At 62.9% G+C, this 26,513-nt stretch carries 28 protein-coding genes; 13 read left to right on the forward strand and 15 right to left on the reverse strand.

Annotation, left to right across the window (positions count from 1 at the left end; genetic code table 11):
• Positions 1–62: 62 nt before the first annotated feature.
• The gene (locus ACWPVA_RS01290) at positions 63–407 is read left to right on the forward strand and encodes a hypothetical protein (RefSeq protein ID WP_454285950.1); all 345 of its coding nucleotides are present in this window, start codon (positions 63–65) and stop codon (positions 405–407) included.
• Positions 407–592: a hypothetical protein gene (locus ACWPVA_RS01295; protein ID WP_454285951.1), complete on the forward strand. Its 186-nt coding sequence runs from the start codon at positions 407–409 to the stop codon at positions 590–592. The genes ACWPVA_RS01290 and ACWPVA_RS01295 overlap by 1 nt, the downstream gene beginning before the upstream one ends.
• Positions 593–750: 158 nt before the next feature.
• Here the strand turns inward: ACWPVA_RS01295 and ACWPVA_RS01300 are convergent, their stop codons facing one another.
• A complete protein-coding gene (locus ACWPVA_RS01300; RefSeq protein WP_454285952.1) occupies positions 751–915 on the reverse strand; it encodes a DUF1328 domain-containing protein in 165 nt (54 codons plus the stop codon).
• 199 nt (positions 916–1,114) lie between these two features.
• On the opposite strand from ACWPVA_RS01300, the gene ACWPVA_RS01305 reads away from it, so the two are divergent.
• On the forward strand, positions 1,115–1,321 hold the full coding sequence (locus ACWPVA_RS01305; protein WP_454285953.1) for a NepR family anti-sigma factor: 207 nt from the start codon (positions 1,115–1,117) through the stop codon (positions 1,319–1,321).
• The gene (locus tag ACWPVA_RS01310; protein WP_454285954.1) at positions 1,318–1,884 is read left to right on the forward strand and encodes an RNA polymerase sigma factor; all 567 of its coding nucleotides are present in this window, start codon (positions 1,318–1,320) and stop codon (positions 1,882–1,884) included. The genes ACWPVA_RS01305 and ACWPVA_RS01310 overlap by 4 nt, the downstream gene beginning before the upstream one ends.
• 4 nt (positions 1,885–1,888) lie before the next feature.
• Here ACWPVA_RS01310 and ACWPVA_RS01315 read toward each other — a convergent pair whose 3' ends face one another.
• Entirely contained in the window at positions 1,889–2,257 is a 369-nt protein-coding gene (locus tag ACWPVA_RS01315) for a hypothetical protein (RefSeq protein ID WP_454285955.1), read from the reverse strand.
• Positions 2,258–2,382: 125 nt separating this feature from the next.
• On the opposite strand from ACWPVA_RS01315, the gene ACWPVA_RS01320 reads away from it, so the two are divergent.
• The gene (locus ACWPVA_RS01320; protein ID WP_454285956.1) at positions 2,383–3,138 is read left to right on the forward strand and encodes a Crp/Fnr family transcriptional regulator; all 756 of its coding nucleotides are present in this window, start codon (positions 2,383–2,385) and stop codon (positions 3,136–3,138) included.
• A gap of 109 nt (positions 3,139–3,247) precedes the next feature.
• On the opposite strand, the gene ACWPVA_RS01325 is transcribed toward ACWPVA_RS01320, so the two are convergent.
• Positions 3,248–3,412, reverse strand: coding sequence for a DUF1328 domain-containing protein (locus ACWPVA_RS01325; RefSeq protein ID WP_115669981.1), 165 nt, complete (start codon positions 3,410–3,412; stop codon positions 3,248–3,250).
• 250 nt (positions 3,413–3,662) lie between these two features.
• On the opposite strand from ACWPVA_RS01325, the gene ACWPVA_RS01330 reads away from it, so the two are divergent.
• Both ACWPVA_RS01330 and ACWPVA_RS01335 read left to right on the forward strand, forming a co-directional pair.
• Positions 3,663–5,234, forward strand: coding sequence for a Re/Si-specific NAD(P)(+) transhydrogenase subunit alpha (locus tag ACWPVA_RS01330; RefSeq protein WP_454285957.1), 1,572 nt, complete (start codon positions 3,663–3,665; stop codon positions 5,232–5,234).
• A 13-nt stretch (positions 5,235–5,247) separates the two neighbouring features.
• A complete protein-coding gene (locus tag ACWPVA_RS01335; protein WP_454285958.1) occupies positions 5,248–6,693 on the forward strand; it encodes an NAD(P)(+) transhydrogenase (Re/Si-specific) subunit beta in 1,446 nt (481 codons plus the stop codon).
• Between the two features lie 270 nt (positions 6,694–6,963).
• On the opposite strand, the gene ACWPVA_RS01340 is transcribed toward ACWPVA_RS01335, so the two are convergent.
• The 10 genes from ACWPVA_RS01340 to ACWPVA_RS01385 form a co-directional block, all read right to left on the reverse strand.
• Positions 6,964–7,614 (reverse strand): hypothetical protein, encoded by a 651-nt coding sequence (locus ACWPVA_RS01340; RefSeq protein ID WP_454285959.1) that lies wholly within the window; start codon positions 7,612–7,614, stop codon positions 6,964–6,966.
• Positions 7,615–7,673: 59 nt separating this feature from the next.
• The gene (locus tag ACWPVA_RS01345; protein WP_454285960.1) at positions 7,674–8,345 is read right to left on the reverse strand and encodes a TetR/AcrR family transcriptional regulator; all 672 of its coding nucleotides are present in this window, start codon (positions 8,343–8,345) and stop codon (positions 7,674–7,676) included.
• Between the two features lie 7 nt (positions 8,346–8,352).
• Entirely contained in the window at positions 8,353–10,014 is a 1,662-nt protein-coding gene (locus ACWPVA_RS01350) for an amidohydrolase (RefSeq protein ID WP_454285961.1), read from the reverse strand.
• 121 nt (positions 10,015–10,135) lie between these two features.
• Complete coding sequence (locus tag ACWPVA_RS01355; RefSeq protein ID WP_454285962.1) at positions 10,136–11,809, reverse strand: amidohydrolase; 1,674 nt, start codon at positions 11,807–11,809, stop codon at positions 10,136–10,138.
• A 32-nt stretch (positions 11,810–11,841) separates the two neighbouring features.
• The gene (locus ACWPVA_RS01360; RefSeq protein WP_454285963.1) at positions 11,842–13,023 is read right to left on the reverse strand and encodes a serine hydrolase domain-containing protein; all 1,182 of its coding nucleotides are present in this window, start codon (positions 13,021–13,023) and stop codon (positions 11,842–11,844) included.
• A 70-nt stretch (positions 13,024–13,093) separates the two neighbouring features.
• Positions 13,094–14,128 carry an extracellular solute-binding protein gene (locus ACWPVA_RS01365; RefSeq protein ID WP_454285964.1) on the reverse strand — a complete coding sequence of 345 codons (1,035 nt, stop codon included), beginning with the start codon at positions 14,126–14,128 and terminating at the stop codon, positions 13,094–13,096.
• Between the two features lie 17 nt (positions 14,129–14,145).
• Positions 14,146–14,955 carry an ABC transporter permease gene (locus tag ACWPVA_RS01370; protein WP_454285965.1) on the reverse strand — a complete coding sequence of 270 codons (810 nt, stop codon included), beginning with the start codon at positions 14,953–14,955 and terminating at the stop codon, positions 14,146–14,148.
• Entirely contained in the window at positions 14,948–15,868 is a 921-nt protein-coding gene (locus ACWPVA_RS01375; RefSeq protein ID WP_454285966.1) for an ABC transporter permease, read from the reverse strand. The genes ACWPVA_RS01370 and ACWPVA_RS01375 overlap by 8 nt, the downstream gene beginning before the upstream one ends.
• A gap of 4 nt (positions 15,869–15,872) precedes the next feature.
• Entirely contained in the window at positions 15,873–16,970 is a 1,098-nt protein-coding gene (locus ACWPVA_RS01380) for an ABC transporter ATP-binding protein (protein WP_454285967.1), read from the reverse strand.
• A 13-nt stretch (positions 16,971–16,983) separates the two neighbouring features.
• On the reverse strand, positions 16,984–17,580 hold the full coding sequence (locus tag ACWPVA_RS01385; RefSeq protein ID WP_454285968.1) for a hypothetical protein: 597 nt from the start codon (positions 17,578–17,580) through the stop codon (positions 16,984–16,986).
• On the opposite strand from ACWPVA_RS01385, the gene ACWPVA_RS01390 reads away from it, so the two are divergent.
• The 6 genes from ACWPVA_RS01390 to ACWPVA_RS01415 are packed head-to-tail and all read left to right on the forward strand — an operon-like array spanning position 17,557 to position 23,885.
• On the forward strand, positions 17,557–18,609 hold the full coding sequence (locus ACWPVA_RS01390; RefSeq protein ID WP_454285969.1) for a dipeptidase: 1,053 nt from the start codon (positions 17,557–17,559) through the stop codon (positions 18,607–18,609). The genes ACWPVA_RS01385 and ACWPVA_RS01390 overlap by 24 nt on opposite strands.
• 50 nt (positions 18,610–18,659) lie before the next feature.
• Positions 18,660–20,300: an ABC transporter substrate-binding protein gene (locus ACWPVA_RS01395; protein WP_454285970.1), complete on the forward strand. Its 1,641-nt coding sequence runs from the start codon at positions 18,660–18,662 to the stop codon at positions 20,298–20,300.
• A gap of 6 nt (positions 20,301–20,306) precedes the next feature.
• The gene (locus ACWPVA_RS01400) at positions 20,307–21,374 is read left to right on the forward strand and encodes an ABC transporter permease (RefSeq protein WP_454285971.1); all 1,068 of its coding nucleotides are present in this window, start codon (positions 20,307–20,309) and stop codon (positions 21,372–21,374) included.
• Entirely contained in the window at positions 21,371–22,303 is a 933-nt protein-coding gene (locus tag ACWPVA_RS01405; RefSeq protein ID WP_454285972.1) for an ABC transporter permease, read from the forward strand. Before ACWPVA_RS01400 ends, ACWPVA_RS01405 begins: the two co-directional genes overlap by 4 nt.
• On the forward strand, positions 22,300–23,133 hold the full coding sequence (locus ACWPVA_RS01410) for an ABC transporter ATP-binding protein (RefSeq protein WP_454285973.1): 834 nt from the start codon (positions 22,300–22,302) through the stop codon (positions 23,131–23,133). The genes ACWPVA_RS01405 and ACWPVA_RS01410 overlap by 4 nt, the downstream gene beginning before the upstream one ends.
• On the forward strand, positions 23,130–23,885 hold the full coding sequence (locus ACWPVA_RS01415; protein WP_454285974.1) for an ABC transporter ATP-binding protein: 756 nt from the start codon (positions 23,130–23,132) through the stop codon (positions 23,883–23,885). The genes ACWPVA_RS01410 and ACWPVA_RS01415 overlap by 4 nt, the downstream gene beginning before the upstream one ends.
• Before the next feature lie 45 nt (positions 23,886–23,930).
• Here ACWPVA_RS01415 and ACWPVA_RS01420 read toward each other — a convergent pair whose 3' ends face one another.
• Positions 23,931–25,103: an acetate/propionate family kinase gene (locus ACWPVA_RS01420; RefSeq protein ID WP_454285975.1), complete on the reverse strand. Its 1,173-nt coding sequence runs from the start codon at positions 25,101–25,103 to the stop codon at positions 23,931–23,933.
• Positions 25,100–26,506: a bifunctional enoyl-CoA hydratase/phosphate acetyltransferase gene (locus tag ACWPVA_RS01425; RefSeq protein WP_454285976.1), complete on the reverse strand. Its 1,407-nt coding sequence runs from the start codon at positions 26,504–26,506 to the stop codon at positions 25,100–25,102. Before ACWPVA_RS01425 ends, ACWPVA_RS01420 begins: the two co-directional genes overlap by 4 nt.
• Positions 26,507–26,513 lie beyond the last annotated feature (7 nt).

The following is a 26,513-nucleotide window of genomic DNA, read 5'->3' on the forward strand; positions in this document are numbered from 1 at the left end:
CAGGTCCGCCGCGGAACCAATATCGCTTGTCGACGTTAACCTTTGTAACAAGGAGAACGTCGATGAATACGCTTGCTGCCCTTATGGTCCTGGTGGCGTGCCATCCTGAACAGACGAACTGTCTCCAAGAGCCCGTCGTCGTCATTTCCTATGACAGCAGTGCCGAATGCCGCGCCGCACTGCCGCGCGAAATGGACAAGGCGCGCCGTTTGGCCGATTTGATCTACGGCGACTGCGTTCCGGTCGATGCGGACCTGCTGGCGGGGCGCCAGATCCACCAGACGATCGACCCGGTCAAGCTCTCCGCGCTTGATTTGCCGCAAAGTGGAACGGTTACGGCCAAGGCTTTCGCCGCCCCCCACAGCCAAGGTCGCATGCGCTTTAGTCGCCACGAGGGAGCAAAGTAATGCCTGAGAGCCTTACCGACAGAGATCGCCAGATTGACCGGCAAACGCGGGACATGGCCCATGAGGCCAAGCTCGATACCGACCTGGGCTCCATGGTGCCGCCTCGCTGGCGTGCCTCGACGGTGATCGTGATCTCGCTCATCGTCGCGACGCTGCTGGTCATGCTCGCCACTGTGCTTTTCTAAGGTAATCCCAGGCCATCTTCTTCATGCCTAAAAAACATCCGCCGTCCTGGCGGATTTTTTATGCGATCCGCTCACGAATGCAGCTGACGAGTAAAACGGAAAGAGCCGGCATTGCCGACTCTTTCTTTTATTATCGTGACATGTTCTGCTTGGCCCGTTCAAGCTCGGCGGAAAAACTGCGAGACGAGAGAGATCAGGAACAGGACGATAAAGACGAGGAACAGGATCTTGGCGATACCGGCAGATGCACCGGCGATGCCGCCGAAGCCGAGTACACCGGCAATCAGGGCGACGACGAGGAAGACAAGAGCATAATACAGCATGGCGGTTCTCCTTTTTCGATGGCAGGAGAACGGCGCTGTGGTTAAATTGTTCCCTGACGATATTGTTCAGCTGTTTTGCTCAATGCCTGGTTCGCGCACTTGGTAGCTGAGGGTTGGGAAAATGGGGGCAAGTCAACGGAACCTTCTGCCGTTCCGATCGTTTTGAGGCAACGATAGAAACAACCCCCGTTGGAAAAGCATGACCAAATCCCCAAATGAAACATCGGCCGATCAAGGGCTGGGCATCAGCGGCATGAGCCCTGGAATTGCCGACCGGTTGCGCCAGTTGTATCGGTCGGTGCAGGACGAGGCGATCCCAGACCGATTCCTGAGCTTGCTCGAAAAGCTCGATCAGGCCGAGCAGCTTGCCGATCAGAACCATCGCGTCAAGGATTCTGCACAATGACTGATGATGCCACCTCCGTCGATCGCTCGTTCAAGCGGGAGATGCTAGCAGCGTTGCCAAACCTGCGCGCATTTGCCGTTTCGCTGACTGGACGCCACCATGTCGCCGACGACCTGGTGCAGGACACGATGATGAAGGCGTGGGCCAAGCAGGACCATTTCGAGCCCGGCAGCAACATGAAGGCCTGGCTCTTCACCATCCTGCGCAACGAGTTCTATTCGCAGATGCGCAAGCGCGGCCGCGAAGTGTCCGACACCGACGGCATTTTCACCTCGCAATTGTCGACCCATCCGCCGCAGTACGGCTCCCTTGATCTGCAGGATTTCAAGAAGGCGCTCGACCAGTTGCCCAGCGATCAGCGCGAGGCCATCATCCTGGTCGGCGCTTCAGGGTTCGCCTATGAGGAAGCTGCCGAGATCTGCGGCTGCGCCGTCGGCACGATCAAGAGCCGTATAAACCGGGCTCGCAACAAGCTGCAGGAAATTCTCGGCGTGAGCGGCGAGAGCGACTACGGACCCGATCGCCACAGTTCCGCCGTGACCAAGAGGGCCTTTGCGATCTGACTCCTCAGGCCGAGGTGCGGGCCGTTACCGCCTGAACGGCACGGATTAGATCCTCGGCCTGGATCGGCTTTTGCACGAGGGGGTAGGACGCATCTCCGCACAACTCCGCGGTGCCTTCGTCATAGGAGGAGAGGAAGATCAGAGCCGCACCACTTTCCTGCACCAGCCGGGCACGGCTGAGATTGAGCGCTTGCGTGCGCACGCAGTCAAGCAGCACAAGGTCGAAGGCGTTGTCGCGAAGATGGTCCTGGAGGCGGGCAGACGGTATGATGGTAGTGGTGCAGGCTATGGCGTCGAGAAGGATCTGCTCGACTTCCATTGCTATCAGATACTGGTTTTCCGCAACGAGAACGCGCAGCGACGGGTTGTGCATGGCGGTTCCTTTTCTTGCCAAAGCACCTTATCGGCGCTGAAGCAAAGCACGTCATTTAAATAAGACATACGTCCACGGTGTATTCGCCGATTATCTTAACTTATGCAGAAACACGAGGATGGTGCATGGCAAGCGACTTTCGCAAGAACCCGGTGCGTGTCAGTTGCTTCGAATGCCCTTTGCGAAAGAAGAAGCATTTTCGCCCGTTTACCGGCGAAGAACTCGATTTCGTGTCACATTTCAAACGCGGCGAACTGAATGCCGATGCCGGGGCGGCGGTGTTGGTCGAAGGCTCTCACAGTGCCCATCTTTATACACTACTGGAGGGTTGGGCCTTCCGCTATAAAATTCTCGAGGATGGGCGGCGCCAGATCCTCAACTATGCGGTGCCCGGCGACATGGTGGGATTGCAGGGCGCCGTCATGGCCGAGATGCAGCATTCCGTCGAGGCGTTGACGCCGGTAACCCTCTGCGTTTTCGAGCGCAAGCGGCTTTTTCAGCTTTTCGAGAAGCACTCAGGGCTCGGCTTCGACCTGACCTGGCTCGCCGCGCGCGAGGAGAGCATTCTCGACGAGCACCTGCTCAGCGTCGGCCGGCGCACGGCGACGGAGCGGGCCGCCTATCTGCTGGCCTTCCTGTTCGAGCGGGGGCGCAACGCGGGTCTGCTCGACGATGATCGGCGCCATGTTCCGGTGACGCAGATGCATGTGGCGGACACTTTAGGACTGTCGATCGTCCACACCAACAAGACCTTGAAGAAGCTCAGCGAGCGCGGTCTGATCCAGTGGCTCGACCGTGGCTGCGAGATTGTTGATCCGCAAGGGCTTCAGGACGTGGCGAGCTGGAAGCCGGACGACCGCACGGTGCGACCCCTGATCTGATTGCGCCTTTGACACCATCCCAAGGTGGGGCGTCTCGCCATCAGCGGCGACAAAAGACCGCCAGCCCTGCGGCTGACGGTACGATATTTCCGTTTGCGGATCGTCCGGGTCAGGCGACGACAATGATGCCGGCAAACAATGCGATGATGAAGATCACCAGAACGACAAAGATAAGTATTTTTGCGATCCCTGCGGAAGCGCCTGCGACGCCGCGAAAGCCGAGAAGGCTGGCGACGGCGGCGATTGCCAGGAAGATCAAAATCCATTGCAGCATGGTGTTCTCCATTCATTTCAGACCGGCTTGTTAACCGGCGCGAGACCAAATTGTTCCATTCCGGCGGAGTTGCGAGCGTGGGCCAATGGCCGCAGAGGGCGGCAGTTGCGAATTATTCGTTGACGGAGCCGTATGATCCGCGCGAAACCCACACATGAGGGGGAAAGTGGGCTGGACAGCGATGTCGCATTCTGCTCGTTTTCACGCCGCAATTGTTCGACTTTGGCCTAATGCGAAATGGGAGACGGGTTTGAAGATCGGTTCGCCACGGGAGCTGTTTGCGGGAGAGGCACGCGTCGCCATGACCCCCGACAGCGCGATCCAGCTGAAGAAGCTGGGCTATGACTGTATGATCGAAAGCGGGGCCGGCAAGGCCGCCGGCTTTTCCGACGACGCCTACCGCGCCGTCGGCGTCGAGGTGGTGGAGGGCGCCGAGGCGCTCTATGCCAGCGCCGACGTGATCGCCAAGGTGCGTCCGCCAGAGACGGTGGAAGTGGAACGTCTGTCTTCGGGCAAGACGCTGATTTCCTTCTTCTACCCGGCCCAGAACAAGGAGCTTCTGGAACGCGCCAGGGACAAGGGCGCCAATGTCATCGCCATGGACATGGTGCCGCGTATTTCCCGCGCCCAGAAGATGGACGCGCTGTCGTCCATGGCCAATATCGCCGGCTATCGCGCCGTGATCGAGGCCGGCAATAATTTCGGCCGCTTCTTCACCGGCCAGGTGACGGCGGCGGGCAAGGTTCCGCCGGCCAAGGTGCTGGTCATCGGTGCCGGCGTCGCCGGTCTTGCGGCGATCGGCACAGCGACCTCGCTCGGCGCCATCACCTATGCCTTCGACGTGCGTCCGGAAGTGGCCGAGCAGATCGAATCGATGGGCGCCGAATTCGTCTATCTCGAGTTCGAGGCGGCCCAGGATGGCGCTGCGACCGGCGGCTATGCGGCGCCTTCCTCGCCGGAATTCCGCGAGAAGCAACTGGCCAAGTTCCGAGAACTGGCGCCAGAGATCGACATCGTCATCACCACGGCGCTGATCCCGGGCCGCGACGCGCCGAAGCTGTGGCTGGCCGACATGGTGGCTGCGATGAAGCCCGGCTCGGTGGTCATCGACCTTGCCGCCGAACGTGGTGGCAATTGCGACCTGACCGTTCCCGACCAGAAGATCGTCTCGGAAAATGGCGTCACGATCGTCGGCTATACCGATTTTCCGAGCCGCATGGCGGCGCAGGCCTCGACGCTCTATTCGACCAATATCCGCCACATGATGACGGATCTGACGCCGGCCAAGGACGGCGAGGTCGTCCACAACATGGAAGACGACGTCATCCGCGGCGCGACCGTGACCAAGGACGGCGAGATCACCTATCCGCCGCCGCCGCCGAAGATCCAGGCGATTGCAGCGGCCAAGCCGAAGGAGAAGGTCAAGGAACTGACGCCGGGGGAAAAGCGGGCCAAGGAGGTTGCCACCTTCAAGGCACAGACCCGCAATCAGGTCGGCCTGCTGGTGATCGGCGGGCTGCTGATGGCGCTGGTCGGCGCCTATGCTCCGACCGAGTTCATGGCGCATCTGATCGTCTTCGTGCTTGCCTGCTTCATCGGTTTCTCGGTGATCTGGAATGTCAGCCACTCGCTGCACACGCCGCTGATGGCGGTGACGAATGCCATTTCCGGCATCGTCATTATCGGCGCCCTTTTGCAGGTCGGTTCCGGCAACTGGCTCATCGTCATCCTGGCCGCCCTTTCGGTGCTGATCGCCACGATCAACATCGTCGGCGGCTTCCTCGTCACCCGGCGCATGCTCGCCATGTTCCAGAAGTCTTGAGGGGGATAGGGTCATGACGATCGGTATCGTTTCCGCCGCCTATATCGCTGCGGCAGTTCTATTCATCCTCTCGCTCGGCGGGCTTTCCGGCCAGGAAAGCGCGAAGCGCGCCGTCTGGTACGGCATGGCCGGCATGGCGATCGCGGTTGCCGCCACGGTCTTCGGGCCGGGCATCGGCAACTGGTTCATCATCCTGGTGATGATCGCCGGCGGCTCGGTCATGGGCTATTACGTCGCTGCCCGCGTGCAGATGACGGAAATGCCGCAGCTGGTCGCCGCACTGCACTCCTTCGTCGGCCTGGCCGCCGTGTTCATCGGCTATAATGCCGAAATCGAGCTTACTCGGGTGGCCGGCATGGACGTGGCGGCGCGCCATGCGCTGACCGGTTTTGCCGCCGTTCTGGCGCACAAGCTTGCCGATCCGAGCGGTGCTCTGGTCGCGATCCTGAAGGTCGAGGTCTTCCTCGGGGTGTTCATCGGCGCGGTCACCTTCACCGGTTCGGTCGTCGCCTTCGGCAAACTGGCCGGCAAGGTCGATGGCAAGGCGAAGAAGCTGCCGGGCGGGCACATGCTCAATGCCGGCGCGGCCATCGCCTCGCTGATCCTCTTGGTCATGTACTTCAACGGCGCCGGCATCTGGACGCTGATCCTGATGACGCTGCTCGCCTTCTTCATCGGATACCACCTGATCATGGGCATCGGCGGCGCCGACATGCCGGTGGTCGTGTCGATGCTGAACAGTTATTCGGGCTGGGCGGCGGCGGCGATCGGCTTCACGCTCGGCAACGATCTCTTGATCGTCACCGGCGCGCTGGTCGGCTCCTCGGGTGCTATCCTCTCCTACATCATGTGCAAGGCGATGAACCGCTCCTTCATCTCGGTCATTCTCGGCGGCTTCGGCGGCACGACGGGACCGGCCATGGAGATTTCCGGCGAGCAGATCGCCATCGACGCCGAAGGCGTGGCGGCTGCCCTCAACGAGGCCGACAGTGTCATCATCGTGCCCGGCTATGGCATGGCGGTGGCGCAGGCGCAGCAGGCGGTTTCGGAACTCACCCGCAAGCTGCGCGCTTCCGGCAAGAGCGTGCGCTTCGCCATCCATCCGGTGGCCGGCCGTCTTCCGGGCCACATGAACGTGCTTTTGGCCGAAGCCAAGGTGCCTTACGACATCGTCATGGAAATGGACGAGATCAACGAGGATTTCCCCAATACGGACGTCGCCATCGTCATCGGCTCCAACGACATCGTCAATCCGGCGGCCGAGGAAGACCCGAACTCGCCGATCGCCGGCATGCCGGTGCTGCAGGTGTGGAAGGCTAAGCAGGTCTTCGTCTCCAAGCGCGGGCAGGGCACCGGCTATTCCGGCATCGAGAACCCGCTGTTCTACAAGGAGAACACCCGGATGTTCTACGGCGACGCGAAGAAGTCCGTCAGTGAGCTTCTGCCGATGATCAAATGAAGATCGGATGCAGGTGTGAATGAGAGAGGCCGGGCGGGGACGCCCGGCCTTTTCGTTGGGTCCGCGACCGAGACGTCAGCGGAAACCGATCTCCCCCCTTGTGGGGGAGATGCCCGGCAGGGCAGAGGGGGGCGGCTTGCGCTGTGGGTCGGTGGATGCACGCCTTGTGCGCTTTGCTTGCCGGATACCCCCCTCTGTCGGCTTTCGCCGACATCTCCCCCACAAGGGGGGAGATCATTTTCGGCCGGCCTTGCATTCCGTTGCCGAGGATCAGAGCCGGGGCGTTACCGCATTGCCGGCGCCCAAGACAGCGACGAGCGTGGGCGGCGTCAGGACGGTCACCTCGGCCCGGTCCGGCAAGGTGAAGGGCGCGCCATAGCCCGCGTGGCTCCACGGATAGGCCCGGCCCTGCCAGAGCAGAAGCGGTGTCTGCGGTGCGGAGTCCGTTGTGAAAAAGCTGCCGTCGGGCAGGACGGCGAGGGTCGCCCGGTAGAGGCGCTTGATGCGGCCGTCCAGGCGTTCCCGGTGGAGAAGGGCGTCGATCTCGCGGGCCGGGACGAACTGGTCGTCGGGGCGGCCTGTCGCGCGGTTGAAGTGCCGCTTGAAGCGGAGGAAATCGGCGCGGCGGCATTCAGCGCAGGGGCGGTGGCCGGCGGCGAAGGCCACGGCCTCGTCGAGGAAGAACAGCGGCGTATAGTGGCCCTTGGTGTCGAACACGACGCGGCGGCCGTTGCGTTCGGCGAGCGTGCAGCAGATCCACGCCTTGCCGAGATGGTGCCGGCGGATCGTGCCGTCCGGCCCGTGCAGCTCGCCGCGATTGCCCATCAGCGTTCCGCGCGCCGGCGTGGCTTCGAGATCGCCGAAGGGCGTCACCCGGTTGGGGCGGGGAGGGTGACCGTATGCCTGGGCGGTGTCGGGCATGGGATTGGGCCGCTGGATAGGGACGTCACCGGCATCCTAGCACGACACAGATAAAGTCGTCAGCCCGCCGTGGTCCCGGCTTCGGATTGCAGCCGGCGCAGCAGGTCGCGGGTCGCGATCACCAAGGTCTCGACGCCTTCATTGGTGTCGCCGTCGCGATAGAGCGAGAAGTTCTGCAGGATCAGGCCGTCGATGCCGATCAGCATGAAGCGGGCGACCGCACTGCCGATGCGGGACTTCTCCTCGGTCATCTCCCCCATGCCGTCGAAGATCAGCTTGCTGTAGAAGTCGATATAGGCGCCGTACTGGCGCGCGGCGAGCCAGTCGGCCCCTTGAGTCCTCAGCGCATAGAGCGTGAGCTCGGTCTGGGCGAGCTGCTTGTTGCGGGTGCGCTGGACATAGCGCCAGCTGGCGCGGATCAGCCCCTCGACGCGATCCAGCGGATCGGCCGGCATGGGCATGTCCTGGCGGTAGGCCGTATCCATGTCGGCGATCAGGTCGTCCAGAACGGCCAGCAGCAGGCTTTCCTTGCTGTCGAAATAATAGTGCAGCGTCGCCAGTTTCACGCCGGCGCTGGCCGCGATCTTGCGCGTCGTCAGCGCCTCCATGCCGCCGTTCTCCAGCGCCTCCAGCGCACCGCGGATGATGCGGGCGCGGGTCTCGATCCCCTTGCGGGTGGCGCCCGGCGTCTTGCCGGGCGGCGAAATCGATGGGCGGCGTTCTTCGTCCATGGCGTCGTCAGGCTGTCTCGTAGGTGATGCGACCATCGCAGATCGTGAATTTGGGGGCCAGGGCGGCGATGTCCTCGGCCGCACAGGCTTCGATGTCGCCGGAAAGCACGACCACGTCGGCGAGGTAGCCCGGCTTCAGGATGCCCTTGCGGTCTTCCATGAACTCGACCCAGGCGCTGGTTCGGGTATAGGCCTTCAGCGTCTCGTCGAGCGTCAGGCGGTGGTCGGGCATGTCGTCCCTCCAGGGCTTGCGGGTCATGGCGTCGTGGATGCACGACAGCGGCGGCAGCGGCGAGACCGGCCAGTCGGTGGCAAAGACGATCCGGGCACCGGCGTCGACCAGCGTCTTCCAGGCAAATGCGTAGGGCCAGCGCTCCTCGCCGATATAGGTGAGGTAGGGTTCGAGGGGAAGCCCGGCAGAGCCCGGAGGGTGGGTGGGCTGCATCGAGGCGATGGTGCCGAGTTCGGCAAAGCGGGGAATGTCGTCGGGGTGGACCACCTCGATATGCTCGACGCGGTTGCGGCTGTCCCGTTTGCCATTGGCCTTGATCGCCGCCTCGTAACCGTCGAGCACCATGCGCACCGCGCCGTCGCCGATGGCGTGCACTGCGACCGGCAGGCCGAGACGGTCGGCCTCGACGGCGACCTTGTTGAAGTGCTCGGCGGAAAACAGCGGCTCGCCCTTCCAGCCGGACTTATGGGCGTAGTCGTCGACGAAGACGGCGGTCTCGCCTTCGGTCACGCCGTCCATGAAGACCTTGACGAAGTTGCAGCGCAGCTTGTCGGAGTTGAAGCGGTCCCGCCAGGCGGCGGCCTTTTCCTCAAGATCGGTGAGCGGCATGAAGTTCTTCATGTGGAAGGGCATGCGTACGCGGGCGGGCAGGCCTTCGGTATCCTCGATCTCTTTCAGCAGTTCGAGCTGATAGAGATTTCCGTCCATGTTCTGGAACGAGGTGATGCCGAGCGAGGCGCAGTAGGCGAGGCCCTGCTTGAGCACGGCGATATCGCCGGCGCGCTCGGCCGCCGTGACACTCTCCGGCTCGCCGCCGGTGCCGACGCCCAGCCCTTCGCGGCCGCCGGTCGCGCTCATGATGGCAACCGGCCGCATGGCATTGGACTCGCGCAGTTCGCCATTGGCCAATCCGTCTTCGCCCATGACGATCTCGTTGCCGACGCCGACATCGCGGCCGTGCAGGATGCCGGCCTTTTCGAGCGCAATCGTGTTGGCCCAGGCGGTGTGGCGATCGGGCGCGACCATCATGAAGGGACGGTCGGGCATGATACGGTCGAGATGGTGGCGGGTGACGCGTTCTTCTTCGGAGAGCACGGTATAGTCGACGGACTGGCCGACCAGAAGCTCGAGATGCGGATTGGCCGCGGCATAGGCCGTGATCGCCGCGCTAAGCTCGTCGAAGCCCTTGACCCCGAACAGTGACAGTTCGTTGAGCGCGACAGAGCCGCCGAAGATGTGCATGTGGGCTTCGTTGAAGCCCGGCATGACCGTGGCGCCACCGGCATCGATGATGCGGGTCGAGGGTGTCGCCAGTGCGGCGATCTCGGCGTCGCTGCCGACGGCTGCGATCCGGTTGCCGGCAATCGCTACGGCCTGCGCACGCGGCGCATCGTCGTCCATGCTGAGCACGCGTGCATTGCGAATGATGATGTCCATGGCCGTTCGTCCGTCTTGCTGGGTGTCTTCGACACGTTTGGGGCAGGGCCACGTCTTCGCCCTTCGGTTCGGGGTTCCGGGCGCGGAAGCGGTTGTTGCGTTCCCGCGCCGATGTCGGCCGTCAGGCCGCGTCGTGGGTGATGCGGCCGTCGCAGATGGTGACGGCGGGGCGGACCGTATCCATGATCTGGTCCGGGGCGACACGCTCGATGTCGTGCGACAGGATGACGATGTCGGCGAGGAAGCCGGGTTTCAGCTTGCCCTTGCGGTCTTCCATGAACTCGACCCAGGCGCCGATCGCGGTATAGGCCTCGAGAGATTCCATGAGCGTGAAGCGCTGGTCTGGCAGTCCATCCTTCCATGGCTTGCGGGTCAGCGCATCCTGGATGCACTGGAAGGGCGAAACCGGCGAGACCGGCCAGTCTGAGGCAAAGACGACCGGCGCGCCGGCCTCTTTCATCGTGCGCCAGGCATAGGCATATTCCCAGCGGTCCTCGCCGATGCGGGCATCGGTCGGCTCAAGAGGGAAGCATGTGCCGCCGGGGACGTGGACCGGCTGCATGGAGGCCACCACGCCGAGTTCCCTGAAGCGCGGAATGTCCGTCGGGTCGATGATCTCGATGTGCTCGATGCGGTGGCGGAGGTCTTGTCTGCCGTTCGCCTTGACGGCCGCCTCGTAGCCGTCGAGCGTCTGGCGGATGGCGGCGCTGCCGATCGCGTGCACGGCGACCTGCAGGCCGAGCGCGTCGGCCTTGGTGGCGATGGCGTTGAAGGCCTCGGTGGAGAATAGGGGCTCGTAGGTGTAGCCCGCGCGATCGCCGTAACCTTCGAGCATGAAGGCGGTCTGGCTGTCGAGCACGCCGTCCATGAAGACCTTGACGAAGTCGCCGCGCACCATGTCGGTGGCAAATTCCCTTTTCCACGCCGCCGCCTTGTCGAGCTCGACGAGATCCATGAAGTTCTTCATGTGGAAGGGAATGCGGATGCGGCAGGGGAGTTCGCCCGCCTGCTCCAGGTCGTGCATCAGGCGCAGCTGGTAGTGGTTGCCATCGAAGTTCTGGATCGAGGTGACGCCCCAGGAGGCGCAATATTCGAGGCCGCTCTTGAGGATCGCCCGGTCCAGCGCATATTGTTCAGGCGTGACGTTTTCCGGGTCCATGCCGGTGACCATGCCGAGTTCCTCGCGGCCGCCGGTCGAGGCGAGCGCGGAGACCGGACCGAAGGCATTGCCCTCGCGCAGTTCGCCGCTCGCCATACCGTCGTCGCCCATGACGACTTCATTGCCGACCCCGACATCCTTGCCGTGCAGCAGTCCGGCCTTTTCAAGGGCTGCGGTATTGGCCCAGGCGGTGTGATGGTCGGGGGCGAACATCATGAAGGGTCGATCCGGCAGGATCGCGTCGAGGTGGTGACGGGTGACGGATTCGTTGAGCGAAATGATCGAATAGTCGGCCGAAAAACCCATCAGCAGCGGTTCGTCCGGGTTGGCGGCGGCATAGTCCTGCATGGCCTTCTTCAGTGGCTCGAAACCCTGGATGCCGTGCAGGTTGAGCTGGCGCAGCGAAACCGAGCCGGGGAAGATGTGCATGTGGGCTTCGTTGAAGCCTGGCAGCACCGTGGCGCCCTTTGCGTCGATCACTTTCGCAGACGGCCCGGCAAGCGCCGCGATCTCGTCGTTCGAGCCGACGGCAAGGATGCGGTTGCCGGCGACGGCGACGGCCTCGGCCCTGGGGGAGGCCTCGTCCATGGTCAGAACGCGGGCGTTGCGGATGATGAGGTCGGCGGTCTGGGGCATGGTGTCAGTCCTGCATAGGGTATGTGCGGCGGTCAGGCGCCAAGGCGGCTGAGGGCGCGGAAGAAGGCGAAATTGTCCTGCTTGAGTTCGTCGTCGAGCGGGTTGGGCTGCGACGAGAGTTTGACGATCACCGTTTCGGTCGATGGATCGACATAGAGCCACTGGCCGTGGATGCCGATGGCGCAGAAGGCGCCGTCCGGCTCGCCGGTCTGGTACCATTTGCTGCGATAGCGGCCGTTCGGCAGCATGGTCGGCTGGCTCGCGGTCCAGGCGCTCGGGTCGCCGGCGTTTCTCATATCCTCGACCCAGGCGGCGGGGACGACCTGGCGGCCGTTGGCAATGCCGCCGTCGAGCAGCATCTGGCCGACGCGGGCAAGGTCACGGGCGGTGACGCAGACGCCGCCGGCCGAACGGGCGGTGCCTGCGCCGTCGACGCTGACCAGCGCGTGGTTCTTCGCGCCGAGCGGCTTCCACAGGAGATCGGAAAAGAGATCGACATAGCGGCGACCGGTGGCGCGTTCGATCAGGATGCCGAGCAGGTCGGAATTGGGCGAGGCGTAAAAGAACGGGCCGCCATGCGGGCGGTCGGCTTTCGGGATCGTCATGAGGAATTCGGTGAGCGTTTCGACCGGGGCGCCGGCTTCCGACGGATTCCACAGCGTCGAGCGGCGGTAGCGGGCAAAGGCGCCGTTCTTGTCGAGATAGGCCTCGTCGAAATCGAGGCTGACGCGCATGTCGAGCACGTCGCGATAGCTGCAGTCGCCATAGGCCGAGCCCTTGGCTTCGGGGATCAGGCTGACCACCGGGCTGTCCGGATCGATCACGCCTTGTTCTTCGAGGACGGCGGAGACCAGCGCGGTCAGCGATTTGCTGATGGAAAAGACGATGTGGCGGGCGTTGACCTGGGCATGCGGCGCATAGTGTTCGGCCACGATCCGGCCGCCCTTCATCAGGACGAAGGCGTCGGTGTGGGCATAATCGAGAAAGGCGCGGGCATTTGTCGTGCCGGCAAGCCCGGTTTCGAGCGGTGTGTCGAGCAGCGGCGATAAGGCGAGCGCCGTCTCCGGTTCTTCCGCCGTGGCGCGGATCTCGGCGGTCGGCACCAGTTCGCGCAGGTTCTGGAACGACCAGCGGCTATAGGGCGCGGTGCGCCAGTTGGCGATCGTCACGTCGCGGCGGGCGAAGCCGTAGGCTGTCTCGAATTCGGTGGTCATTGGCATATTCCCTTGGAACGGGAGAGCCCTTGAGGCTCCCCCGTCGTCATGCAGGTTCGGACCTGGCCGGTTACTTCTGAATCTCGGTCCAGATCTTGGTGTAGATTTCCTGGACCTCCGGGGCGCAGGCGAGGTTGAACTTGCCGGCGGCCTTGGCGGATTCCGGGATGTTGACTTCCGGAGCGGTCTTCATGTCTTCCGGCATGAAGGCTTCCGAGCCCTTGATGCCGTTGGCATAGCGGGCAAAGGCCGAGATCAGGGCGGCGTTTTCCGGATCCATGATGAAGTTCAGGAACAGCTTGGCGTTGTCGACGTTCTTGGCGTCTTTCAGGATCGAGGCATTGTCCATCCAGATCGGATAGCCTTCCTTCGGGTAGCCGTAGACGATGTTGGGGTTGGCCAGGCGGCCGCGGAAGGTGGCGCCGTTCCAGTCGACGGAAGCGGCAAGGTCGCCCTTGGTGTATTTCTCGACCGTGCCATAATCCATCGAGATCCACTTCGGCTTGGCAGCGACAAGGACGTCGCGGGCCTTCTTCAGCACTTCCATGTCGCCGGTGCAGGGTTCGCCGCCGACATAGGTGACGACCAGATGCATGACGTCCGACATTTCCGGCACGACATTGACCTTGCCGACCAGTTCGGCCGGCGGATCGAGGAAGATCGCCGAAGTGTTCGGATCACCGGAATAGACCGATTTGTCGACGGCGACGCCGGTCGTGCCCCACTGCCACGGAACGGAATACTTGCGGCCCGGATCGAAGGGAACGTCGACCCACTGCGGGTCCATGTGCTTGAAGTTCTCCATCTGGTCGGGGCGGGCCTCGAGCAGCAGGCCCTCACCGATGAAGATCGGCATGGCGGAGGCAGACGGCACGACGATGTCGAAGCCGTGGCCGCCCTGGCGGATCTTGGCGAGCGCGGTGTCGTTGAAGTCGTAGTCGGTGAGCGTCACCTTGACCTTGTAGGTCTCCTCGAACTTCTTGATCAGTTCGGGATTGGTGTAATTGCCCCAGTTGAAGATGTTCAGATCGCCTTCGGCATGGGCGAAGGTCGCCGATGCCAGCAGGGCTGCTGCGGCGGTTGCGAGTTTCAAGGTCTTTTTCATGGTTCCCACTCCTGTTTCTACTCGGTTTTTTCGTTGGGTCTGCTGAGGAAGAAGAAGATCGTGACAACCGCCAACGACAGCAGCAGAAAGACTGTCGAGATGGCATTCATTTCCGGCGTTATGGCACGGCGCAACTGGCCGAGCATGTAGGTCGGGAGCGTGTCCTGACCGCCGGATTTCACGAATTCGGTGATCACCACGTCGTCGAGCGAGATGACGAAGGCGAGCATCAGGCCGGCAAGGATGCCTGGCCAGAGCAGCGGCAGGGTGACATGGCGGAAGGCCCTGAGCGGTGTGGCGTACAGATCGGCCGCGGCGCGTTCCAGTGACAGGTCCATGCTTTCCAGACGGGCGCGGATCGGCAGATAGGCAAACGGGATGCAGAAGGCCGTATGCGCGGTGATCAGGTAACCGAGCCCCGAATAGCCGGTCCAGACCTTGACGCGCGAGAAGAAGATCAGAAGCGCCACGGCGGTGACGATTTCAGGCACCATCAGCGGCATGTTGATGAAGGAGTATTTGAACGTGAGGCCGCGATAGGCGCTTGTGCGGGTCGTGGCGATGGCCGCAAGGGTCGCTACCGCGGTGGCGACGACGGCGGCGACGGCGGCGATCTTCACCGAGCGGATCGAGGCCTCGATCACCTGGCTGTTGTTCCAGGCGGCCGCGAACCAGCGCAACGAGAAGCCTTCCCACAGCGCGATCGATGTGCCGGAATTGAAGGCGAAGACCACGAGGGTGGCTATCGGCAGGTAGAGGATGAAGAAGCACAGCATGGCGATGGTGGCAAAGCCCGACTGCGTGCGGATGTCGAAACCCTTATGCATGGCCGCCTCCGGTCTTTCCGGCGTTCTTCACGTAGTAGAGCATGGCCACGAGAACGATGATGACCAGCGTGATCGATAGCGCGGCCCCGAGCGGCCAGTTTCGGCCCTGGCCGAACTGCAGCTCGATCAGGTTGCCGATCATCAGGTTCTTGCCGCCGCCGAGGATGCGCGGAATGACGTAGGACGACAGTGCGGGGATGAAGACCAGGATCGAGCCGGCGATGATGCCGGGCTTTACCAGCGGGATGATGATGCGGCGCAGCACCTGGAAGCGGGTGGCATAGAGATCATAGCCGGCCTCGACCAGGCGGAAGTCGAGCTTCTCCATGCTGGCATAGAGTGGGAGCACCATGAGCGGCAGGTGGACATAGGCCATGCCGAGCAGGATGGCGAAATCGGTGTAGAGCATCTGGATCGGTGCGGAAATGATGCCGAGCTTCATCAGGATGGTGTTGGCAAGTCCCTCGTTGCGGATCACTTCCTGGATGGCGAAGGCGCGGATCAGCATATTGGTCCAGAACGGAATGGTGATCAGGAACAGCCAGACCGAGCGGATGTGGGGCGCCCGGCTGGCAATGAAATAGGCGGTTGGGAAGCCGAAGATCAGCGAAATGACGGTGGTGGCGACGGCCAGCTTGATCGAACGCCAGAGGATCGAGACATGGGCGTCGGCCATCGAGATCGTGCCGTCGAAGATGTCGCGCGATAGGAAGACATTGAACCAGGCCTCGGTCGAGAATTGCCACTTCACGTCGCCATAGGCGCCCGGCGCGAGGAAGGAATAGATCAGCACGATCATGAGCGGACCGACGCTGGCCAGCGTGATGATGAGGAGGGCCGGGGCACTGAGGAGCCAGCGGCCCCGGATGTCCTTTTTCTGTGCCGCGCTGGCGGCTTGGGCGGCGGTGCTCATGACGTCAGCCCCTCAGGATCTGCGCGGCCTGCGGGCCGAGACAGACGGCGATGCGTGAGCCCTTGTCGTGGGGAACCATACCGTTTCGCATGTTCTGCTCGCGCACGATGAAGGTGTCGCCGCTGTCGAGCAGAATGTGGAAATGCGTATCGGTGCCGAAATAAATGGTGTCGACAAGTGTCCCGTCGAAACTGCCGGTGCCCGGGTCTGCAAGCGCGGCATGTTCCGGGCGCACCACGATGGTCACCTGGCCCGACGGGCGCAGGCCTTCGGGAAGGGATGCCTCGATGACCATGCCAGCTGCAAGCCGGACGTTGGCGGTGTCCTCGCCGAGGTCGAGTATCTCCCCGGCGAGGAAATTCGACTCGCCGATGAAGTCGGCGACGAAGCGGTCGGCCGGGCGCTCGTAGATCTCGTGGGCCGATCCGACCTGGCGCACTTCGCCGTTCGACATGACGGCGATGCGGTCCGACATGGTGAGTGCTTCTTCCTGGTCGTGGGTGACGAAGATGAAGGTAATGCCGGTTTCGCCCTGCAGGCGCTTGAGTTCGATCTGCATTTCCTTGCGCAGCTTGTAGTCGAGGGCCGAGAGCGGTTCGTCGAGGAGGAGAACCTTCGGCTTCGGCGCAAGCGCCCGCGCCAACGCCACGCGCTGTTGCTGGCCGCCGGAAATCTGGGCAACCGAGCGGTCGCGCATGGTTTCCATGTGGACGAGGGCCAGCATCTCTTCGACCCGGGCCTTGATCTCGGTCGCGGGCTTGCCGAGCATCTTCAGGCCGAAGCCGATGTTTTCGGCGACCGTCATGTGCGGAAACAGCGCATAGGACTGGAAGACGGTGTTGACCGGCCGCTTGAACGGCGGCAGCGGCGCAATATCTTCCCCGTGCAGCAGGATTTCGCCGCTGGTGGGGAAATCGAAGCCGGCGATCAGCCGCAAGAGCGTGGTCTTGCCGCAACCGGATGGCCCCAGCAGCGTGAAGAATTCGTTTTCCCGGATCGTCAGGTTGACCCGGTCGAGCGCGATGACCTGGCCCGCGCCGGCGCCATAGACGCGGCCGACGTCCCGGATTTCGATTGCGGCCTTCTTCGATGTCGAACTCAAGAAATATCCCCAGTTAAAAAATGGATCTTTCCGGCAACAGTTCGCGTTCCGGCGTTGCCGACATGTTGTCGCGCCCGGTTGGCCCGTCGATCATGACAAAGCAATACGCGTGCCATGCAGGTTGATGTGACGAATTCCTCCTCGTTTCCTCCTGATTGGAGCCTGCACGCTCTGCAAATCCGCCGAAATCCAGCGATGCGCAAAGGCGTTGCTCCACTGCGGGCTCCTCCAAGCCCGATCCCGCACAGGGCGGAATTTGTGTATCGTGCCGCAAATTTGGTCGCTTGACCATTTTTATTTCGCCATGCGGGGCAAATTTTGAGCGAACCTCGCTGGGCGGCTGAAAGGTCCAGGAATTGGGGCCGATAAAACAGCGAGCCCCGGTTGCGCAGGGCGGAGGCAGGCCTGCTACTCCTGCGCGCATCGCCTTGTTCGCAATCGGTTTTTTTTGGCTTGAACCGGCGCGCGATTTAGTTCTACGTTGGTTCAACAAGCGGTCTGGACCGCTTGTTGCGGTGACGGTCGGGTCCGTTCCGGCGCTCTTGTTTGTTTCAACCTGGCTATCTGACTGCGGGACAATCTTTTCATGGAACGGGTATTCGACGGTCACAACGACGTCCTGCTGCGGCTTTGGCGGGGTCGGGCGAACGGCAGCGATCCAATTGCCGAGTTCGTCAACGGCACGAACGAGGGCCACATCGACGGGCCGCGCGCCAAGGCGGGTGGGCTGGCTGGCGGGCTCTGTGCGATCTATATCCCGTCGGACAACGACTTTGCCCTCAAGGAGCCAGACGCAAACGGTCATTATAGCACGCCGCTCGAGGCGCCGCTCATGCGACAGCCGTCGCTCGACATCGCCCTCGAAATGGCCTCGATCGCGCTGCGCCTCGATCGCGCCGGCGCTTGGCGTCTCTGCCGCTCGACCGGCGAGATTCGGAAGGCGATGGACGATGGCGTGTTTGCTGCCGTCCTTCACATGGAAGGCTGCGAGGCGATCGACGAGGACCTTGACGCGCTTGAGACCTTCCATGCGGCAGGGCTGCGCTCGCTGGGGCCGGTGTGGAGCCGCAACAACATCTTCGGCCATGGCGTGCCATTCGCCTATCCCTCTTCTCCCGATAGCGGCCCGGGCCTGACCGATGCCGGCTTCAATCTGGTGAAGGCGTGCAACCGGCTGGGCATTCTGGTTGATCTCGCACACATTACCGAAAAGGGGTTCTGGGATGTGGCGAAGACCACCGACCAGCCGCTGGTCGCCAGCCATTCCAATGTCCATGCGCTGACGCCGGTGGCGCGCAACCTCACGAACAAGCAGTTCGACGCGATCAAGGAAAGCGGCGGCCTGGTGGGTCTCAATTATGCCGTGACCATGCTGCGCGACGACGCGCAGGACAATGCGGCAACTCCGCTCAGCGATATGGTGCGCCATGTGGACTACATGGTGGAACGCATGGGGATCGACTGCGTGGCGATCGGTTCCGATTTCGATGGTGCGACGATTCCGGCTGAAATCGGCGACGCTGGCGGCAATCAGAAACTGGTTGCGGCACTGAAAGGTGCCGGATACGCTGATGAGGATCTTGCAAAAATATGCCGGGAAAACTGGCTGAGGGTTCTGGCATCCGCCTGGCACGAATAGGTCGCGGACGCTCGATTAAGACCAACTAGGTAAACAGGGGAACGAAGATAATGATGCATACCTTCAACAAGACTATGCGCCTGCTGACGACCAGCGCGGCCATGGCGCTGATTATGGCAGCCGCCCCGCAGGCCTATGCTGCGACGCCGGCCGACACGCTTGTCCAGGGCTGGGCCATCGATGACATCATCACGCTCGATCCGGGCGAGGCTTTCGAGATCTCCACCGCTGAGTTGACCGCCAATACCTATAGCAAGCTGGTCAACCTCGACATGAACGACACGTCGAAGGTCGTCGGCGAACTCGCCGAGAGCTGGACGATTTCCGACGATGGCCTGACCTATACGTTCAAGCTGAAGCCGGGCCTGAAGTTTGCCTCGGGCAATCCCCTCACGGCGGAAGATGTCGCCTTCTCCTTCGAGCGGGCCGTCAAGCTCGACAAGTCGCCGGCATTCCTGCTCACCCAGTTCGGTCTTAACGGCGACAACGTCACGGACACAGCCAAGGCTGCAGACGAGACGACCTTCGTGCTGACCGTCGACAAGGCCTATGCGCCGAGCTTCGTGTTGAACGTCCTGACCTCTACCGTGGCCTCCGTCCTCGACAAGAAGGTCGTGATGGAGAACGCAAAGACCGTGACTCCGAGTGATGACTACAAGTACGACACCGACTTCGGCAATGAATTCCTGAAGACCGGCTATGCCGGTTCCGGCCCCTACAAGATCCGCGAATGGCGCGCCAATGAAGTCGTGGTGCTGGAGCGCAACGACAATTACTACGGCGAGAAGCCGGCTCTCAACCGCGTCATCTATCGCCATATGAAGGAAAGTGCCGGCCAGCGCCTGGCACTCGAGAACGGCGATATCGATGTGGCCCGCAACCTCGAGCCGGGTGACGTGGAAGCTGTCTCCAAGAAGGAAGGCATCGCGCTGACCTCCGCTCCGAAGGGAACGCTCTACTATTTCAGCCTCAACCAGAAGAACGAGACGCTGGCCAAGCCTGAGGTCATCGAGGCTTTCAAGTATCTCGTCGACTATGACGCGATCGGCGAGACCCTGATCAAGGGCATCGGCACGATCCACCAGACCTTCCTGCCGGCTGGCCAGCTCGGCGCCCTTGACGACAAGCCCTATACGCTCGACGTCGCCAAGGCCAAGGAACTGCTGGCCAAGGCCGGTGTCGCCGACGGCTTCACCGTCACCATGGATGTGCGCAACACCCAGCCGGTCACCGGCATTGCCGAAAACGTCCAGCAGACGCTGGCCCAGGCCGGCATCAAGCTGGAGATCATCCCCGGCGACGGCAAGCAGACGCTGACCAAGTATCGTGCCCGCCAGCACGACATCTATATCGGCCAGTGGGGCTCGGACTATTTCGACCCGCACTCGAATGCCGAGACCTTCACCTACAACCCGGATAATGCCGACGAAGGCAAGACCAAGACGCTCGCATGGCGCAATGCCTGGGACGTTCCGGAACTGACGGAGAAAACCCAGGCTGCGCTGCTCGAGAAGGATTCGGATGCCCGTGCGGCGATCTATGAGGACCTGCAGAAGCAGGTTCTGACCGCGGGTCCGTTCGTTGTCATCTTCCAGCAGATTGAAAACGCCGGCTATTCGGACAAGCTGAAGGGCTACAAGCTCGGTCCGAGCTTCGACACGAACTTCGTCTACACCGTTTCCAAGGATTAAGGTCCATTGACCATCCTCGAGTCAAAAACCGAGGCGCGGCGCTCCGGCGCGCGCGCCTCGGCGTTCGCCATGTCGTTGCTGCGGTTCCTCGTGATCGTGGTAACCACCTATCTCGGCCTTCTGGCCGTGACCTTCTTCATCGGCCGCGTCGTGCCGATCGATCCGGCGCTCGCGATCGTCGGCGATCGGGCGCCCGCCCATGTCGTCGAGCGCGTGCGTGAGCAACTGGGGCTCAACCTGCCGCTCTACCAGCAATTCTTCATTTATGTCCGCCAGGCCTTGACCGGCGACTTCGGCACGTCGGTGCTGACCACCAATCCGGTGATGACCGACATCCGCCGGGTCTTCCCCGCGACAATCGAGCTTGCCAGCGTGGGGACATTGATCGGCGCCGTGTTCGGCGTGCCGCTCGGTGTTCTTGCGGCCGTCAAGCGGGGTTCGATCGCCGACCAGATCGTCCGGGTCATCGGCCTGATAGGCTATTCCGTGCCGATCTTCTGGTTGGGTTTGCTGGCGCTGGTGTTCTTCTATGCCAAGCTCAACTGGGTCGCCTATCCGGGCCGTATCGACATTGTTTACGAATACAGTTTCACGCCGGTGACGGGCTTCTATCTTCTCGATGCCACCATGCAAGGGCGATGGGATGTGCTGTGGGACCTCTTCCGCCACATCATCCTGCCGGGCGGGCTGCTCGGCTATTTTTCGCTGGCCTATATCAGCCGCATGACGCGAAGCTTCATGCTGAACGAGCTTTCCCAGGAATACATCGTGGCCGCTCGTGCGAAGGGGCTTTCCGAGACAAGGATCATCTGGTTCCACGCGCTGCGCAACGCTGCCGTGCCGCTGGTCACCGTGATCGCACTGTCCTATGCCGGGCTGCTCGAGGGCTCGGTTCTGACCGAGACGATCTTTTCCTGGCCGGGGCTCGGCCTCTACATCACCAATTCGCTGCAGAATGCCGACATGAACGCGGTGCTGGGCGGCACGATGGTCATCGGCGCCGTGTTCATCGCTATCAATCTGCTGTCCGATATCCTCTATCACGTGCTCGACCCGAGGACACGCAGCCGATGAGCCAGACCGATATGCAAACCAAACAGAGCCTGCGCGACTGGCTGCTCTCCGACCGTCCGCAATCGCGCCGACAGGCTCGTCTTGGACGGCTCTACATCATCTGGCGGCGCTTTTCCGAGAACCGGCTGGCCGTTCTCGGCCTGCTGATCCTGCTCGGCCTGCTGTTCGTCGCGGCTTTCGCCGACGTGCTCGCCCCGCATTCGCCGATGCAAGGGGATCTGCGCAATTCGCGGCTCCTGCCGCCGGGCACGGCGGGCTATCTGCTCGGCACGGACGACCAGGGTCGCGATATTCTCTCGCGCCTGATCCACGGTTCGCGGCTGACCCTGTTCGTCATCTTCCTGGTGGCGATCATCGCCGCGCCGATCGGGCTGATCGTCGGCACGGTGTCCGGCTATGCGGGTGGATGGGTCGATGCCGTGCTGATGCGCATCACCGACATCTTCCTTGCCTTTCCGAAGCTCGTCCTGGCGCTGGCGCTGGTTGCTGCGCTCGGGCCGGGCATTGAGAACGCGGTGCTCGCGATCGCCATCACCTCGTGGCCGCCCTACGCCCGTATCGCGCGGGCGGAGACGTTGACTTTCCGCAATTCCGATTTCATCGCGGCGGTCAAGCTGATGGGCGCATCGCCGATCCGCATCGTTATTTCCCACATCATGCCGCTGTGCATGTCGTCGCTGATCGTGCGCGTCACCCTCGACATGGCGGGTATCATCCTGACGGCGGCAGGCCTCGGGTTTCTCGGTCTCGGTGCGCAGCCACCGCTGCCGGAATGGGGCGCGATGATCGCGTCCGGGCGTCGCTTCATTCTCGACCAGTGGTGGGTTGCGGCCATGCCGGGCTTTGCCATCCTGATTGTCTCGCTCGGCTTCAACCTCCTGGGCGACGGGCTGCGCGATGCGCTCGATCCGAAGGAGGCTGGACAATGACGCCGCTCCTGGCCGTCGACAATCTCAAGGTCAGCTTCCCGACGCGGACCGGCCTCGTCGAGGCGGTGCGCGGGGTGAGCTTCACGCTCGGGCGCGAACGGCTCGGCATCGTCGGCGAGAGCGGCTCCGGCAAGTCGCAGACCGGCCGGGCCATCATGGGCCTGACGCCGGCGCAGGCGAGGATCAGCGCCGATCGTCTCGCTTTCGGAGACACCGATCTTCTGGCGATCTCGAAGCGGGAACGCCGTTCGCTGCGCGGCAAGAAGATTGCCATGATCCTGCAGGACCCGAAATATTCGCTGAACCCTGTCATGCCAATCGGTCGGCAGATCATGGAAACCCTGCATACCCATGAACGCCTTTCCAATGCCGAGGCCCGCCAGCGAGCGCTCGCCATGCTGGAAGCGGTGCAGATCAGCGACCCGGAACGCGTCTTCGACCTCTATCCGCATGAAGTCTCTGGCGGCATGGGCCAGCGCATCATGATTGCCATGATGCTGGTCTGCGGTCCTGAGCTTCTGATTGCGGATGAGCCGACTTCGGCGCTGGACGTGACCGTCCAGCTCGAAATCCTGGCGATCCTCGACAAGCTCGTCTCCGAACGAGGCATGGGTCTGATCTTCATCAGCCACGACCTGCGGCTCGTTTCGTCCTTCTGTGACCGGGTGCTCGTGATGTATGCCGGACACATCGTCGAGGAACTGCCGGCGTCAAAGCTTTCCGAGGCGCAGCATCCCTATACGCGCGGACTGCTGAACTGCCTGCCGCAGATTCATGGGGACCGGCATCCCCTGCCTGTCCTCGAACGCCAGGTGGAGTGGTCGCTATGACCGGACCGGCCCTTTCGATCCGCGACATGCTCGTCACCTTCAGCGGCTTTCGAGCGCTGGACGAGGTGAGCCTCGACATTGCCGCGGGCGAATCCTTCGGCATCGTCGGCGAGTCCGGCTCCGGTAAGTCCACGCTGCTTCGGGCGGTCGCCGGGCTCAATCGCTTCGACAGCGGCAGCCTGACGGTCAACGGTCGCAGTTTTACGGGTCACAAACGCGACGATGAATTCTATCGCACTGTCCAGATGGTGTTCCAGGACCCCTACGGATCGCTGCATCCGCGCCAGACCGTCGACCGCCTGCTTCTGGAACCGCTCGCCATCCACGGCTTCACCGACACCGAGACACGCATTGCCCGCGCGCTGGACGAGGTGGGACTGGGCGAGGGCTTCCGCTTCCGCTTCTCGCACCAGCTTTCGGGCGGCCAGCGCCAGCGCATTGCCGTTGCCCGGGCGCTGATCGTTGAGCCCAAGGTCCTGCTTCTGGACGAGCCGACCTCGGCGCTGGACGCCTCGATCCAGGCCGAGATCCTGAACCTGCTCGAACAGGCCCGCCGCGACCGCGGACTGACCTTCGTGATGGTCAGTCACGACCTCGCGGTCATCAGCCATATGTGCGAGCGGCTCGCGGTGATGAAGACAGGCAAGGTGGTGGAGGCGCTCGACGTCGCGCAATTGCGTTCCAGGCAGTTCTCGAACGACTATACGCGCCAGCTCATGAGCGCCAGTGAGGGCTTCCGCCGGGAAGCGTGATGTTCTCGCATGCCGGAACTCCCGGCGCGACGAAGGCCTGCTTTTTTAGAGGACGGTGAGGGCCTCGTCGGCGATCACCTGTTCCTCGTCCGTTTCGATAACCATCACGGCGACACGCGAACGGCTGGCTGAGACCGTTTTGGCATTGGCGGCGTTCGCCACCGCATCGAGCTCGACGCCGAGGAAGGCGAGGCGTTCGCAGACTGCGCTGCGGATGGCCGGCTGGTTTTCGCCGATGCCGGCGGTGAAGACGAGGGCGTCGAGCCCGCCGATCGTGGCGGAAAGGCGAGCGATCTCGCCGGCTATGCGGAACGTGAAGACGTCGATTGCCTCCTGCGCTTCCTTGGCGTCGCTTTCAAGTAGGACGCGGCTGTCGGCGCTGATGCCGGAGAGGCCGATGAGGCCGGATTTGTGGTAGACGATGTCTTCCACCTCCTCGCGCGAGAGGCCCATGCGCGCCATGAAGTGGAAGATCACGCCCGGATCCAGTGCGCCGGAGCGGGTTGCCATCGGGATGCCGTCAATGGTCGAGAAACCCATCGAGGTATCGCAGCTCAGGCCGCCCTTGATGGCGCAGAGGCTGGCGCCGCTGCCGAGATGGGCGACGACCGTTCGCGCCTTGCCGAGTTCCGGGTCGATCTTCGCCAATGCCCCGGCGATGTATTTGTACGAGAGGCCGTGGAAGCCGTAGCGCTTGATGCCCTGGTCGAAATACTGACGCGGAATGGCGAAGCGCTGCACGGTCGCAGACTGCGTTCGGTGGAAGGCCGTGTCGAAGGAGGCCGTCTGCGGCAGATGCGGCTTCAGGTGGCGGATCGCCTCGATCAGCCTGAGGTTCTGCGGCTGGTGCAGCGGCGCCAGCGGGGTCAGCGCGGCGATCTGGGAGCGGGCGGCGTCGTCCACCAGCACCGGGCCGGCAAAGACGTCGCCGCCGTGCACGACGCGGTGGCCAACGGCCGTGACGGCGTCGATGTCAAAATGGTCGGCGAGCCAGCCGAAGGTCTCGTCCAGAACCTCGTGCAGCACGTCGCCCCCTTCTGCCTCCAACGGTACGTCGAAGACCTGCGGACCTTCCACCAGCTGGAAGGTCAGCGGCTTGTGGCGGAAGTCGATCATGCCCTTGCCGATGCGCCGCGCCTTGTCGGCCTCACGCTGAAAAAGACCGATCTTCACGGTCGATGATCCGGCGTTGAAGGTAAGGAGCAGCTTGTCCGTCATTGGCCCGGGAGCCCCTGCGCGGCGCGCTTGGCGGCGACCAGCTTGGCGAGTGCGGCAGAGGCGATGCGGACCTTGAGGCTGTCGGAGCGGCTGGTGAGAATGATCGGCACGCGGGCGCCAAGCACGAGGCCGGCGGCATCTGCGCCGGCGAAATAGAGCAGCTGCTTGGCCAGCATGTTACCGGCCTCGAGATCGGGTACGAGCAGGATGTCGGCCTGACCGGCGACCGGCGAGACGATGCCCTTGGTGCGGGCGGCTTCGAAGCTGATGGCATTGTCGAAGGCAAGCGGCCCGTCGACGCTGCCGCCGGTGATCTGACCGCGCGACGCCATGACGGTCAGCGCCGCTGCGTCGAGCGTCGCCTGCATCTTGTCGTTGACCGTCTCGACGGCGGCGAGCACGGCGACCTTGGGATTGGGATTGCCGAGCAATCTCAGCAGGTCGATGGCGTTCTGGCAGATGTCGCGCTTGTGGTCGAGGGTGGGGGCGATGTTGATCGCCGCGTCGGTCACCACCAGCAGTTTCTCATAGGCCGGCACATCCATGGCATAGACATGGCTGATGCGTCGCGCGGTCTTGAGGCCCGAACCGGGGGCGACGACGGCGCCGAGCAGTTCGTCGCTGTGCAGGCTACCCTTCATCAGCGTGGAGACCTTGCCGGCGACCGCCAGTTCGACGGCCTTTTCGGCAGCGGCATGGCTGTGCTCGACGGGGATGATCTCGAAGCCGTCAAGCGAGACGCCTGCCTGTTCGGCGGCGGCGCGGATCTTGGCTTCGGGTCCGATCAGGATCGGGTCGAGCAGGTTTTCGTCGCGGATCTCGAAGGCCGCCTGGATCGCCTCGGGCGAGCAGGGATGGACGAGGGCGGTCTTGATCAGCGGCAGGGTGCGCGCCTCGGCAATGATGTCCTCGAAGCGGTCGTGATGCTGGGCGGCCATGGCCGGCATGGCCACTTGCGGCCACTCTACCCTCTCGAAGGGGGCGATCACGGTCGCCAGGCCGCTTAGAACGTCTTCACCCTTCTGATTGGTGCAGCGCGTCTCGAACACGACGATCCGTTTGTCGGGACGCTTTTCGGTCACGGTGACAAGCGCGGTGATCGTGTCGCCCGGGAAGACGGGCTTCTGGAAGCGCAGTTCCTGGCCGAGATAGATGGTGCCAGGACCGGGCAGCTTGGTGCCGAGCACCGCCGAAACCATGGCCGCCGTCCACATACCGTGGGCGATCACCTGGCCGAAGAAATCCTTCTCGGCGAATTTCGGATCGACATGGGCCGGATTGTAGTCCCCGGAGGCTAGGGCGAAAAGTTCGATGTCCTCGCGGCCGATGGTACGCGCAATGGTGGCGCTGTCGCCAACCTTCAGTTCGTCGAAGGTACGGTTCGTAAGCAGGGACTGGTTCATTGCGACT

It is taken from the genome of Rhizobium arsenicireducens, assembly GCF_964021225.1.

Bases quoted from the DNA above. Each gene is read 5' to 3' on its own strand.
- ACWPVA_RS01365 (WP_454285964.1), bottom strand. From the start codon at position 14,128: ATGAAAAAGACCTTGAAACTCGCAACCGCCGCAGCAGCCCTGCTGGCA.
- ACWPVA_RS01355 (WP_454285962.1), bottom strand. From the start codon at position 11,809: ATGCCCCAGACCGCCGACCTCATCATCCGCAACGCCCGCGTTCTGACC.
- ACWPVA_RS01395 (WP_454285970.1), top strand. From the start codon at position 18,660: ATGATGCATACCTTCAACAAGACTATGCGCCTGCTGACGACCAGCGCG.
- ACWPVA_RS01370 (WP_454285965.1), bottom strand. From the start codon at position 14,955: ATGCATAAGGGTTTCGACATCCGCACGCAGTCGGGCTTTGCCACCATC.
- ACWPVA_RS01340 (WP_454285959.1), bottom strand. From the start codon at position 7,614: ATGCCCGACACCGCCCAGGCATACGGTCACCCTCCCCGCCCCAACCGG.
- ACWPVA_RS01390 (WP_454285969.1), top strand. From the start codon at position 17,557: ATGGAACGGGTATTCGACGGTCACAACGACGTCCTGCTGCGGCTTTGG.
- ACWPVA_RS01320 (WP_454285956.1), top strand. From the start codon at position 2,383: ATGGCAAGCGACTTTCGCAAGAACCCGGTGCGTGTCAGTTGCTTCGAA.
- ACWPVA_RS01300 (WP_454285952.1), bottom strand. From the start codon at position 915: ATGCTGTATTATGCTCTTGTCTTCCTCGTCGTCGCCCTGATTGCCGGT.
- ACWPVA_RS01375 (WP_454285966.1), bottom strand. From the start codon at position 15,868: ATGAGCACCGCCGCCCAAGCCGCCAGCGCGGCACAGAAAAAGGACATC.
- ACWPVA_RS01295 (WP_454285951.1), top strand. From the start codon at position 407: ATGCCTGAGAGCCTTACCGACAGAGATCGCCAGATTGACCGGCAAACG.
- ACWPVA_RS01405 (WP_454285972.1), top strand. From the start codon at position 21,371: ATGAGCCAGACCGATATGCAAACCAAACAGAGCCTGCGCGACTGGCTG.
- ACWPVA_RS01325 (WP_115669981.1), bottom strand. From the start codon at position 3,412: ATGCTGCAATGGATTTTGATCTTCCTGGCAATCGCCGCCGTCGCCAGC.
- ACWPVA_RS01345 (WP_454285960.1), bottom strand. From the start codon at position 8,345: ATGGACGAAGAACGCCGCCCATCGATTTCGCCGCCCGGCAAGACGCCG.
- ACWPVA_RS01310 (WP_454285954.1), top strand. From the start codon at position 1,318: ATGACTGATGATGCCACCTCCGTCGATCGCTCGTTCAAGCGGGAGATG.
- ACWPVA_RS01315 (WP_454285955.1), bottom strand. From the start codon at position 2,257: ATGCACAACCCGTCGCTGCGCGTTCTCGTTGCGGAAAACCAGTATCTG.
- ACWPVA_RS01305 (WP_454285953.1), top strand. From the start codon at position 1,115: ATGACCAAATCCCCAAATGAAACATCGGCCGATCAAGGGCTGGGCATC.
- ACWPVA_RS01410 (WP_454285973.1), top strand. From the start codon at position 22,300: ATGACGCCGCTCCTGGCCGTCGACAATCTCAAGGTCAGCTTCCCGACG.
- ACWPVA_RS01420 (WP_454285975.1), bottom strand. From the start codon at position 25,103: ATGACGGACAAGCTGCTCCTTACCTTCAACGCCGGATCATCGACCGTG.
- ACWPVA_RS01415 (WP_454285974.1), top strand. From the start codon at position 23,130: ATGACCGGACCGGCCCTTTCGATCCGCGACATGCTCGTCACCTTCAGC.
- ACWPVA_RS01360 (WP_454285963.1), bottom strand. From the start codon at position 13,023: ATGACCACCGAATTCGAGACAGCCTACGGCTTCGCCCGCCGCGACGTG.
- ACWPVA_RS01350 (WP_454285961.1), bottom strand. From the start codon at position 10,014: ATGGACATCATCATTCGCAATGCACGCGTGCTCAGCATGGACGACGAT.
- ACWPVA_RS01425 (WP_454285976.1), bottom strand. From the start codon at position 26,506: ATGAACCAGTCCCTGCTTACGAACCGTACCTTCGACGAACTGAAGGTT.
- ACWPVA_RS01335 (WP_454285958.1), top strand. From the start codon at position 5,248: ATGACGATCGGTATCGTTTCCGCCGCCTATATCGCTGCGGCAGTTCTA.
- ACWPVA_RS01290 (WP_454285950.1), top strand. From the start codon at position 63: ATGAATACGCTTGCTGCCCTTATGGTCCTGGTGGCGTGCCATCCTGAA.